8 protein-coding genes are annotated in these 12,074 nt (G+C 62.5%); 5 read left to right on the top strand and 3 right to left on the bottom strand.

All coding sequences use genetic code 11. From position 1 onward, the window contains the following. The first annotated feature begins 150 nt into the window (after nucleotides 1-150). The 3 genes from secD to LN996_RS08950 all read left to right on the top strand — a co-directional run bounded on the left by secD (nucleotide 151) and on the right by LN996_RS08950 (nucleotide 5,436). Entirely contained in the window at nucleotides 151-1,902 is a 1,752-nt protein-coding gene (gene secD, locus LN996_RS08960) for a protein translocase subunit SecD (RefSeq protein WP_231340045.1), read from the top strand. Next, entirely contained in the window at nucleotides 1,902-2,891 is a 990-nt protein-coding gene (gene secF / locus LN996_RS08955; protein WP_231340044.1) for a protein translocase subunit SecF, read from the top strand. The genes secD and secF overlap by 1 nt, the downstream gene beginning before the upstream one ends. A 151-nt stretch (nucleotides 2,892-3,042) precedes the next feature. Next, nucleotides 3,043-5,436, top strand: coding sequence for a bifunctional (p)ppGpp synthetase/guanosine-3',5'-bis(diphosphate) 3'-pyrophosphohydrolase (locus LN996_RS08950; RefSeq protein ID WP_308102710.1), 2,394 nt, complete (start codon nucleotides 3,043-3,045; stop codon nucleotides 5,434-5,436). Between the two features lies 1 nt (nucleotide 5,437). Here LN996_RS08950 and LN996_RS08945 read toward each other — a convergent pair whose 3' ends face one another. The 3 genes from LN996_RS08945 to LN996_RS08935 all read right to left on the bottom strand — a co-directional run bounded on the left by LN996_RS08945 (nucleotide 5,438) and on the right by LN996_RS08935 (nucleotide 8,568). Continuing rightward, complete coding sequence (locus LN996_RS08945) at nucleotides 5,438-6,037, bottom strand: hypothetical protein (RefSeq protein ID WP_231340043.1); 600 nt, start codon at nucleotides 6,035-6,037, stop codon at nucleotides 5,438-5,440. A 101-nt stretch (nucleotides 6,038-6,138) separates the two neighbouring features. Beyond that, a complete protein-coding gene (locus LN996_RS08940; RefSeq protein WP_231340042.1) occupies nucleotides 6,139-7,701 on the bottom strand; it encodes a DUF349 domain-containing protein in 1,563 nt (520 codons plus the stop codon). Nucleotides 7,702-7,767: 66 nt separating this feature from the next. Continuing rightward, entirely contained in the window at nucleotides 7,768-8,568 is an 801-nt protein-coding gene (locus LN996_RS08935) for a peptidylprolyl isomerase (RefSeq protein ID WP_231340041.1), read from the bottom strand. 208 nt (nucleotides 8,569-8,776) lie between these two features. Between LN996_RS08935 and hisS the strand changes: the two genes are divergently transcribed. Beyond that, nucleotides 8,777-10,123 (top strand): histidine--tRNA ligase, encoded by a 1,347-nt coding sequence (gene hisS, locus LN996_RS08930; protein WP_231340040.1) that lies wholly within the window; start codon nucleotides 8,777-8,779, stop codon nucleotides 10,121-10,123. 110 nt (nucleotides 10,124-10,233) lie between these two features. Continuing rightward, nucleotides 10,234-12,027, top strand: coding sequence for an aspartate--tRNA ligase (gene aspS, locus LN996_RS08925; RefSeq protein WP_231340039.1), 1,794 nt, complete (start codon nucleotides 10,234-10,236; stop codon nucleotides 12,025-12,027). Nucleotides 12,028-12,074: the final 47 nt, after the last annotated feature.

The raw sequence follows: 12,074 nt of genomic DNA, 5'->3' as shown, positions 1-12,074 counted from the left end.
CCCCACAAAACACCCCAACCACCCCCCAACCTCCCGCCCCCCCCCCCCCCCCCCCCCCCCAACCCCACTCCTCCCCCCCCCCCCCCCCCGCCGCCCCCCCCCCCCCCCGCCCCGCCCCCCCCCTGTCCGGCGATAACAGGAAGATCGATAATGGCACGGACCGGCCCCAAAAATTCAGCCCGCAGGGTGCTGACCTGGCTTGGAGCAATATTCGTTGTACTCACCGCTGTCCTGGCTGGCGGAGTGGTAACTGGCAACGCCAGTTGGGCTCCCAAGCTGGCTTTGGACCTCGAAGGCGGAACCCAGATGATCCTGGCGCCCAGGGTTGAGGGATCCAGCGAGATTAATGAGGAGCAGCTCAACCAGGCTGTTGCCATCATCCGGCAGCGTGTGGATGGCTCCGGCGTTGCTGAAGCCGAAATCAGCACCCAGTCCGGCCGCAATGTTGTGGTCAGCCTTCCGGGAACTCCGTCCAAGGAAACCCGCGACTTGATACAGGCTTCGGCCGACATGAACTTCCGCCCGGTGATCACCTATGGCGATCCCGCCGCCGTTCCCGTGGAATCGCGCACACCGGATGACCAGTTGAACAAGCCGACGGCCGAGCCGGCCAACGCGAGTGATGTCAACTGGATTACCCCCGAAGTCCAGAAGGAATTCGAAGCTCTCGACTGCGTCAATCCTTCGACTGAAAGGCGTGAACGCTCCGATCCGGCCAAGCCCCTTGTGACCTGCGAAGCTGCCACGTCCACGACGCCCGCCATCAAGTACATCCTTGGGCCGGTAGAAGTCCGGGGCCAGGACATCAGCGACTCCACCTTCTCCCAGGTGCAGGGCGCGCAGGGTTCGGTCACCAACTCCTGGGGCGTGAACATTGTCTTTAACGCCGATGCCACAGAGAAGTTCAAGGCCGTCACCGAGCGGCTCAACCAGTACTACGTAGCGGCGCAGGCCCAAGGAACCGACGATCCCAAGTCGCAGTTCGCCATTGTCCTGGACGACAAGGTCATTTCCGCGCCCCGTTCCCTGGCAGTGATTACTGACGGACGCCCGCAGATCACTGGCAACTTCACCCAGGCGAGTGCCAAAGCGCTTTCCGACCAGCTTCGCTACGGCGCGCTTCCGATCAGCTTTGAGATCCAGTCGCAGGAGCAGATCTCGGCCACTCTTGGTGGCGACCAGCTTCGCCTCGGGTTGCTGGCTGGCATGATCGGCTTGTTCCTGGTGGTGGTTTACTCCCTCTTCCAATACCGGGCCCTTGGCCTGGTAACCATCGCCTCCCTCGTGGTGGCCGGTGTCCTGACCTATTTGGCCATTGCGATCCTCGGGTGGACCGAGAATTATCGACTCTCCCTTGCCGGTGTGGCCGGTTTGATCGTGGCTATCGGACAGACCGCCGACTCATTCATCGTTTACTTCGAGCGCATCCGCGATGAGCTCCGCGAAGGCCGTGGACTGGTATCTGCCGTCGAAAACGGCTGGAAGCGGGCAAAGCGGACGGTGCTGGCATCCAAGGCTGTCAACCTCCTGGCCGCACTTGTCCTCTACTTCGTCGCGGTTGGCAACGTGCGCGGCTTCGCCTTCACGTTGGGCCTGACGGCCCTTGCCGACCTCCTGGTCGTGTTCATGTTCACGCACCCCATGCTGCAGGTCTTGGCCCGTACCAAGTTCTTCGGAGAAGGACACCGTTTCTCGGGCCTTTCCCCGGACCGTCTTGGTGCAATTCCGCTGTACCGTGGCGCGGGGCGGCTCCGTACGCCCGATGAGAAGCCCACACCCGTGCGTGCGCGCAATACCGGTGCTGTTGCTGAAGCCGAACGTCGCATGACCATCGCCGAACGGCGTCTTGCCGAGAAGGGCCAGCTCACTGGTTCCTCCAAGGCAACCAAGGAGGAGAAGTAATGACTACGAGCTTCGCAACCTTCGGCCATGAGCTGTACACGGGCAAGCGCTCCTACAACTTCGTCAATTCGAAGAAGATCTGGTTCATTATCGCGGCTGTAGCCGTGGCCCTCTCCATCCTTATCCCGGTGGCCAAGGGCGGCTTCAACCTTGGCATCGAGTTCCGCGGCGGCTCGGAGTTCACCGTCTCCAACGTGAGCACCACCGATGCGAGCCTCGGCGAAAAGGCCGTGCACGACGTCGTACCGGGCGCCATTCCCCGTGTCGCAAACGTGGCGGGCAACACCATGCGGATCCAGACGGACCAGTTGACCGACGACGAGACGAACCGCATCAAGGATGCCCTCACCAGCGCTTACGGCGTCACTGAGAACGAAGTGACATCCAACTTCGTGGGCCCGACCTGGGGACAGGATGTCACCAGGCAGGCCCTCATCGGACTGGTGGTGTTTGTTGGTTTGGCGGCTGTCCTCATGGCGCTGTACTTCAGGACCTGGAAGATGTCGTTGTCGGCCCTTGTTGGCATGCTCGTCACGATGTTCACCACAGCGGGCGTGTACGCCCTGAGTGACTTTGAAGTCACGCCGTCGGCCATCATTGGCTTCCTGACCGTCCTCAGCTACTCGCTTTACGACACTGTGGTGGTCTTCGACAAGATTCGCGAAAACACTGCCGAGATTTCCACCTCAACGCGCCGCACCTTTGGCGAAGAGGTCAACCTGGCCGTCAACCAAACGCTGGTCCGCTCCATCAACACCATGATGGTGGCTGTACTCCCGGTGGCAGCGATCCTCTTCATCGGTGCCGGGCTTCTCGGTGCGGGAACGCTGCGCGACCTTTCGCTGGCATTGTTCGTCGGCATCCTGATCGGTACGGCGGCGACGATCTTCATTGCGGCACCCCTGTATGCATGGTTGCGACAAGGTGAGCCTGACCTTGTGAAGCAGGCCAAGAAGGTCAGCCACCGCAGGGCTGAGGCCACTGTTTAAGGCTGTAGTTTGATCATGAGCCGGTCCCCGCGCCTATGCGGGGGCCGGCTCTTTGACTTGCCCGTCCGTTCGTCATGTGCTGCCCAGTTGCAGAAGCATTCACATGCGGGAATAGACTGGGAGAATTAAATCGGTTGTGAGGGGTACTTCTGTGGAAGAACGTGCGACGTCGGCACCACCGGCGGGCGGGGAAGACGGCCACAATGCTGTGGCGGTTCCGGCAACAAGCGTGGCTGGACGGACTGCAGGCGCGGTTCCGGTCGATACCCCTGGCGTGCGTCCCACCTTCCCCGGGCGGCGGGAGCGCACACGTTCCCGGCTTGCCCGGCTGACTGGCCGCGGTGTCGCTCCGTACTCTCCGATCCTGGAACCCTTGTTGCGGACGGTGCGGGCCAACAACCCCAAAGAAGATTTTGACCTGATCCAGCGGGCCTTCGCCGTTGCCGAGCGAAGCCACCAGGGCCAGAAGCGCAAGAGCGGTGATCCCTACATCACCCATCCTGTGGCGGTGGCCACCATCCTGGCTGAGCTCGGCATGACGGGTACCACGTTGGCGGCGGCGTTGCTTCACGACACCGTGGAGGACACCCCCTACACCCTCGCTGACCTGACACGGGATTTCGGTCCCGAGGTTGCCATGCTGGTGGACGGTGTGACCAAACTGGACAAGGTCAGCTTTGGCGAGGCCGCTCAATCGGAGACCGTCCGCAAGATGGTCGTGGCCATGGCCAAAGACATCCGCGTCCTGATGATCAAGTTGGCCGACCGTCTTCACAACGCACGCACATGGCGCTTCGTTTCTGCTGAGTCCTCCTCGCGCAAGGCCCGCGAAACCTTGGAAATCTTCGCGCCCCTGGCCCACCGCCTAGGCATGAACACCATCAAATGGGAGCTCGAAGACCTGTCCTTCGCCGCCCTGTACCCCAAGGTGTACGAAGAAATCGTGCGCATGGTGGGCGACCGTACGCCGGAGCGCGAAAAGAGCCTCAGCGTCATCCGCAACCAGATAGCGGATGATCTTCGGACCGCGCGGATCAAGGCGACCATCACTGGCCGGCCCAAGCACTACTACTCCATTTACCAAAAGATGATCGTCAGGGATAAGGACTTCGACGACATCAACGACCTCATGGGCGTGCGCGTCCTAGTGGACTCCGTCCGGGACTGTTACGCAGCCCTGGGTACCTTGCATTCGCGCTGGAACCCCCTGCCGGGGCGTTTCAAGGATTACATCGCCATGCCCAAATTCAACATGTACCAATCTCTGCACACCACAGTGATTGGCCCGGGCGGCAAGCCTGTTGAGATCCAGATCCGTACCCATGAGATGCACCGCCGGGCAGAATACGGTGTGGCAGCGCACTGGAAGTACAAGGACCAACCCAACCGGACCGCGCAAGGCCCTGGCAGTCCTCGTGATGGCGACATGGGCTGGCTGAGGTCGCTGGTCGACTGGCAGCAGGAAACGTCTGATCCCGGCGAGTTCCTGGACTCCCTGCGATACGAAATCAACGCACGGGAAGTTTTCGTCTTCACACCCAAAGGCGAGGTCATGGCCCTTCCGGCGGGTTCCACTCCTGTGGACTTCGCCTATGCCGTCCATACCGAGGTGGGTCACAGGACCATCGGTGCCCGTGTCAACGGCAAGCTGGTCCCGCTGAACAGTGAGCTCAACCACGGCGATTGGGTGGAGATCTTCACTTCCAAGGCCGAAGGAGCCGGCCCCAGCCAGGACTGGCAACACTTCGTCAAGTCTGCGCGTGCACGCAACAAGATCCGGCAGTGGTTCACGAAGGAACGTCGCGAAGAAGCGATCGACCGGGGCAAGGACATGCTGACACGGGCAATGCGTAAGCAGAACCTCCCATTGCAACGCCTCATGACCCATGACGCACTGTCAACTGTCGCCGAAGACTTCCACTACGTCGACATCTCCGGGCTCTACGCGGGCGTCGGCGACGGGCATACGTCCGCCCAGTCCGTCATGGAAAAGCTCGTCGAGCACTTGGGCGGCCATGAAACCCCGGACGAAGACCTCGACGAAGTCAGCATTCCCACGCAGGTTGCCAAGTCCAAGTTCTCGGACTCCGGCGTCATAGTCCGCGGCGTGGGCGATGTCTGGGTCAAGCTGGCCCGTTGCTGTACCCCGGTGCCACCGGACCCCATCCTCGGCTTCGTTACGCGCGGCTCAGGAGTATCCGTCCACAGGACAGACTGCACCAACGTCTCCGGGCTCCGGGACCAGCCGGACAGAATCGTCGAAGTGGAATGGGCTCCGACACAGTCAAGTGTCTTCCTCGTGGAAATCCAAGTGGAGGCACTGGACCGTAAGTCCTTGCTGTCCGATGTGACCCGCATCCTGTCCGAGAACCACGTCAACATCCTCGCCGCCTCGGTTCACACCTCGAGTGACAGGGTGGCGATCTCGAAGTTCGCTTTCGAGATGGGCGATCCAAAGTACCTGCACCACGTACTGAACGCAGTGCGGCGCATCGACGGTGTCTTTGACGTCTACCGCACTACTGGCAACAGGCGCCGCAGCTAGTTCAGGACTGGGAAGCCAGCTGTGACAAGGTTTCCAGGGCACGCCGCTTGTGGGGTACCCGTGGGACTGCTTCGACGGCCAAGGTGAGCAGCCGCAGCCGGACACCCAGATCTTCCTTGTCCAGGAGGCGTCGAAGAGCAGGCAAGGCGCGATCGCTTTCGACGTGCAAGGCGATGTCTGCCGCGGTACGAAGAGGGCTGCTCACCAGCATTCCACCGAGGCTCACCACGTCCATCTGGCCCAGCCTCACCTCATGGAGACTGCACGCAGTGCTTCCCCGCAGGCTTGAGATGCGGTGCTTCGCGTCAACCAACAGGGACAGGTGTTCGGGCGGCTTTGCGCACCCGTAGATCCAGGCTGCGGTGAGTCGGCCGGCAACTACCTTTGTCCGGATCCGTTCCGGAACCGTGAGGGCTGCTGCGCGGGCCCTGAGACGATGCGTGACAGCGATGCCCGGGGAGGCATAACTTTTGCCGTAGAGGGGCAGGAGAATGCCGTCAAAGGCCATGCTCTGGAGCTCGTTCCACGAAAAGATGAGACTGGGGGAGTAGAGCTCGGGGATGACAGGCTCCAAGAGGGACGGGGCAGCAGCGGGGACCATCCACCGATCATTCCGTGCCCGCGACCTACGAGTACAGGCTCCGCCCCGGTTATGTGGATAACCGGAACAGAGCCTGCAGAATACCGAATCGTCAGGAGAAGCTAGGCGAGGTCGCTCGCCGAACGCTGGATCTGGTCCAGCCATGCCTGACGGGCTTCCAATGCCTCGCGTGCAGCCTTGATGCGTCGCTGGTCGCCGGCCTTCTCCGCCTTTTCAAGGTCGTCTGTGAGGCCGGCAATGGCGGCTTCGAGCTGTGAGAGCGCACTGTTGGTGCGGGCCTTTGTCTCGGGGTTGCTCCGGCGCCATTTCTCTTCCTCGGCCTCCCGGACTGCGTCTTCAACCTTCCGCAGTCCTGCCTCAATGCGGCCCATATCCCCGCGGGGAACCTTGCCTGCGTCTTCCCAACGGTCACGGATGGACTGAAGGGCCTTCTTGGCAGCGTTGAGGTCGTTGATGGGCAGCAGTGCCTGCGCTTCGGCTACCAATTGCTCCTTGACCACCAGGTTGGCCGTGTATTCCTGGTCGATCTGGTCATTCGCGGCCTGGCGGTTGCTGAAGAAGACATCCTGGGCGGCGCGGAAGCGGCCCCACAGTGCGTCATCGTCCTTGCGGCTGGCACGTGGAGTTGCCTTCCACTGGTCCATCAGCCTGCGGTACTCGCCGGCAGCGAATCCCCAGTCGGTGGACGACGAGAGGGCCTCGGCCTCGGCGATCAAAGCTTCCTTGGCGGACTTTGCAGCGGAATTGTTGCTGTCCAGTTGCGAGAAGTAGGCACGGCGGTGACGGTCGAACACTGTTCGAGCAGAACGGAACCGCTTCCAGAGGGCATCTTCGTTGCTCCGACCAAGCCGGACGCCGCTCTTCTGCGCGGCCTTCCAGGTCTCGAACAACTCGTTCATGCGGGCGCTGGAGGTCTTCCACTGGATCTGCGCGGGGTCCTGGCCGGCGATGGACTCTGCTTCGGCCACGATCGCTTCCCGGGCTGCAAGTTCAGTGGCGCGCACGGCGTCATGGGCAGCTTTCTCGGACTTTTCCAGTTCCACGACCTGGGTGGAAAGGGCGTCCAAGCGAGCCTCGGCGGAACGGATGTCGCCCACCATGTTGCGCTCAGCCAGCTGCTCACGAAGATGGGTGACGGTCTTCTGCATGTCCGTTGCGGGTGCCTTGGACTCCACGCGGTGTTCCAAAAGGACCACTTGGGCGATGATGTCGTCGAACTTCCGGGCGAAGTAACCCAAAGCTTCGTCAGGGCTGACGCCGGGGTATTGGCCAACGGCGATTTCTTCGCCGTCGAGCGTCAGGAAGACGTGGCCGTCACCTTCAGCCCGACCCCACTTGGCGGCCTCGGCGAGTGAGGCAGCGGACACAGCCGGGGCGGCAGGAACGACGGCGGCGGGAGCCTTGGGACGTGCTGCAAATGCCGCTGGGGAAGGAGCTGCGGACGGGACCGGGCGCGGTGCGGCCGGGGCGGCTGCGGCCGGTTCGGTTGCAGCCTCGGCATCGGTAGCTGGTTCCCCGGCCTCGGATGCTGCGGACTCAGCCTGGGTTGGCTCCGCAGCTGGTGCCGTTGCGTCGGGGGTCTCAGAACTGTTGGTGCCGTTTGCCTCGACCGCTTCTTCGTTGGCCACTACTGCTGTTTCGTCGGATTTCTGACTGTCTGTCACCGCTAAAAGTCTTTCGCTTGGAGGGACTGCTAAGGTAATGCACCCCGGGCCGGGGCCTGGAGCTGGTTACTTCAGAGAAAACGAGTCTATCGTGACAGGTGCCACAGGGGCGCCGTCGCTGGCGTTTTCGCCGGTTTTCAGGCCTGCGGCGGCGATGTTGGTGACCACGTCCAACCCGCTGGTTACCTTGCCCACGATGGTGTACCCGCCCGCGGCGTCTGCCGGGATGGTGGTGTCTTTATAGACGACGAAGAACTGGTGGCCGTTACCGTATGCGTCGTTCCCGGTGCGCGCCACGGCAATGGTCCCCGCAGGGTACTTGTTGTCTGCGGGCGCGTTTTCCAGTGGACCCCATCGGTAGTTGGGGTCGTCTGCCCCGTTTTCGTCGGTGGCGCCGCACTGCAGGAGCCCGAATGTTTCGGACGTTGTCAGGCGGTGGCAGAACTTCCCGTTGTAGTAGCCAGCGTCGCTCAGGGACTTGAAGACCGCGGCTGCCTGTGGTGCCGCTGTGCCGTTCAACTCGATTCCGACTACTCCGCCGTTCAATGCGAGCTCACCGGTAAAGGTCTTTCCCGCTGCCGTGTCAGGGCTGGGAACGTCGGGGCTGTTCGACGCAGAAGCCGACGGCGATGCTGAGGGGGAACTGAGGCCGGCCTCGGCCGCGGCAAACTCGGCCTCGGTGGGGTTGGAGCTGAAGGCCGTCAGTTGAAGCACGACGGCGAGGACCACGGCCGCTGCACCCGCGCCGACGGCGATGGTGTTGTCGCGTTTGCGCCGCTTGCCCTGTTCCTGCCGCAGGGCACGCTTGGCTTCCATCTGCCGAATGCGACGTTTCGCTTCGCGGTCATCCCGCGACCTTGTTGCCAAGAGTCCTCCTGATTGTGTCCACTTTCCGAGGCTGCCGACAGGAACCCGGGCATGCTGCATTAGATGTGCACGCGCGGAAAGCATAAACTGGCTGCCGCACATAGTTTATGCATGACCGGCTGGACGCCCGCCCTGTAAACGCCGAACGGGCGTTTAAAGCTGCCGGGCCGGCGTCGGCGTCAACTTTCTTCGAGGAGACTTTTCCACCATGGCTCGTACCGCCTCCCTGTCCGGATTCCCCGAGTGGCTTCCCCAGGAGCGGTTGGTGGAGCTGCATGTGCTGGACACGCTCCGGAAGACGTTCGAGCTGCATGGATTCTCCTCCATCGAGACCCGGGCGGTTGAAACGGTCGGGCAGTTGCTCCGTAAAGGCGAGATCGACAAAGAGGTTTACGGCCTGAGCCGGCTTCAGGACGATGAAGGTGAGGCGGCCAAGTCGGATAAGGCTGACCCCAATGCCCTGGCACTGCACTTCGATCTGACAGTTCCCTTCGCCCGTTACGTGGTGGAGAACGCCGGCTATTTGGCGTTTCCGTTCCGCCGCTACCAGATCCAGAAGGTCTGGCGTGGTGAGCGCCCCCAGGAAGGCCGCGCCCGCGAGTTTACGCAGGCAGACATCGACGTCGTGGGCGACGGAGAGCTCCCATTCCGCTACGACGTCGAGATCGCCTTGGTCATTGCCGAGGCCTTGAGCGCCCTGCCGATTCCGGATTTCCGGCTCCGGATCAACAACCGGAAGTTGGCCGAAGGCTTCTACCGCGGCATCGGCCTGACGGACACTGCAGGTGTCCTGCGCAGTATCGACAAACTGGAGAAGATCGGTGCGGCCAAGGTCGCTGAGCTCTTGAAGAGTGAGCTCGGCGCGACGGATGAGCAAGCAGGCCTTGCCTTGCAACTGGCGGGTATCCGCACGGAAGATACTTCGTTCGTCCAGCAGGTGCGCGCCCTGGGTGTCACTGACGAGCTTCTCGAAGAAGGTCTCAACGAACTGGAACAGGTCATCCAGGCGGCCGTCCTGCGCGCCCCCGGCAAGGTTGTTGCTGACTTGAGCATCGCCCGCGGCCTGGACTACTACACAGGGACCGTCGTTGAAACCGTACTGGTGGGGCACGAGCAGCTGGGTTCCATTTGCTCCGGCGGCCGCTACGACGCCCTGGCGAGCAAGGGCAACCGCAAGTTCCCCGGCGTCGGCCTTTCCATCGGTGTCACGCGGCTCGTTTCGCGCATCCTCAGCCAGGAACTGGCAACGGCCTCAAGGGCAGTGCCCACTGCGGTACTGGTCGCCCTGAATACTGACGACAGCTGGTCTGCGGCCCAGGACATTGCCGCGCAATTGCGTGGCCGGGGCATCGCTACCGAAGTCGCGGCGAAGGCTGAGAAGTTCGGCAAGCAGATTAAGTTCGCTGATCGGCGCGGTATCCCCTTCGTGTGGTTCACCGACGACGACGGCAAGCACCAGGTCAAGGACATCCGCACCGGTGAGCAGGTGGACGCCGACCCCGCGGAATGGACGCCTGCAGAAGAGGACCTGCACGTCCGCGTCACCACTGCCTGAGACACACAATGCTTGTCCTGCCTTATGGCAGGAGCCGTGGCCGGGGCGGGTAAACTCGGACGGGACCGCTTCGCAGTGGTCCCTCTAAATTTCATGCTGAAAGGAATGCTGTGCTGCGCACACATGACCTCGGATCACTTCGCTCCGAGCACATTGGACAAACCGTTACCCTGGCCGGCTGGGTGGGCCGCCGCCGTGATCACGGTGGCGTTGCATTCGTCGACCTGCGTGACGCGTCCGGTGTCGCCCAGGTGGTCGTCCGTGAGGAAGAAGTCTTCCACGGCCTGCGGAACGAGTACGTGCTGCAGGTGACGGGCACCGTCAACAAGCGTCCTGAAGGCAACGAGAACCCTGCACTGGCGACAGGCGACATCGAGGTTATCGCCGATCAGGTTGTTATTCTCAACACGTCCGAGCCACTCCCGTTCCAGATCGACGAGCACGTGGAAGTTGGCGAGGAAGCCCGGCTCAAGCACCGCTACCTGGACCTTCGCCGTCCCGGCCCTGCCCGCAACATGCGCCTTCGTTCTGAAGCCAACCGGGTAGCACGTGAACTGCTGCACCAGCGCGGCTACATCGAAATCGAGACCCCCACGCTGACGCGTTCGACGCCGGAAGGCGCCCGCGACTTCGTCGTTCCGGCCCGCTTGGCCCCGGGTTCCTGGTACGCCCTTCCGCAGTCGCCCCAGCTTTTCAAGCAGCTCCTCCAAGTAGGCGGCTTTGAGAAGTACTACCAGATTGCCCGTTGCTACCGTGATGAGGACTTCCGCGCTGACCGCCAGCCCGAATTCACGCAGTTGGACATCGAAGCCAGCTTCGTGGACCAGGACGATGTCATCGAGCTTGGGGAGGCGATCGTCAAGGCCCTGTGGCAGCTGATTGACGTTGAGATCCCCACTCCCATCCGCCGCATGACGTACCTGGACGCCATGGCCAAGTACGGCTCGGACAAGCCGGACCTGCGTTTCGGCGTGGAACTGACGGAACTCACGGAGTTCTTCAAGGACACCAATTTCGGCGTCTTCAAGGCACCGTACGTCGGCGCCGTGGTCATGCCCGGTGGCGCTTCGCAGCCCCGCCGAACCCTGGACGGTTGGCAGGAATTCGCCAAGCAGCGCGGACACAAGGGCCTGGCCTATGTCCTCTTCAAGGAAGACGGCGAGCTCGCCGGTCCCGTCGCCAAGAACCTCACGGACGAAGAGCGCGCCGGCTTGGCCGATGCCGTAGGTGCCAAGCCCGGTGACTGCATCTTCTTCGCCGCAGGTGAGAAGTCCGCCGCGCGCGCCCTCCTCGGTGCTGCCCGGGTTGAAATCGGTCACCGCACCGGTTTGATCGATCCCAAGGACTGGGCGTTCGTCTGGATCGTGGACGCTCCCATGTTCGAGCCCGCCGCCGCGGCCGTGGCTTCCGGTGACGTAGCTGTCGGAGGAGGCCAGTGGACGGCAGTGCACCATGCGTTCACTTCGCCCAAGCCTGAGTTCCTGGACACCTTCGATAAGGATCCGGAGTCCGCACTCTCGTACGCCTACGACATCGTTTGCAACGGCAACGAGATCGGTGGCGGCTCCATCCGTATCCACGAGCGCGAAGTGCAGGAACGCGTCTTCCAGCTCATGGGGCTGGACAAGGAAGACGCCGAGACCAAGTTTGGCTTCCTGCTGGAGGGTTTCAAGTACGGCGCTCCTCCGCACGGCGGCATGGCCCTTGGCTGGGACCGTGTTGTTGCCTTGCTTGCCGGCGTGGAGTCCATCCGCGACGTCATTGCGTTCCCGAAGTCGGGTAACGGCTACGACCCACTGACGGCGGCACCTGCGCCGATCACGCCGCAGCAGCGCAAGGAGGCCGGCGTCGACTTCAAGCCCGAGGCCAAGCCTGCCGCCAAGGCAGAATCGACGTCCGAATAGAACAACGCCCATAGGCTCCCCACTGCGGTGGGGAGCCTTTGGTGTTT

Origin of the sequence: Arthrobacter sp. AK01, from assembly GCF_021109375.1 — a bacterium.
In the GTDB taxonomy this organism is placed as follows: Bacteria; Actinomycetota; Actinomycetes; order Actinomycetales; family Micrococcaceae; genus Arthrobacter.
Note: the sequence above shows the minus strand (reverse complement) of the source record. Positions and strands in the feature narration are given on the sequence as shown.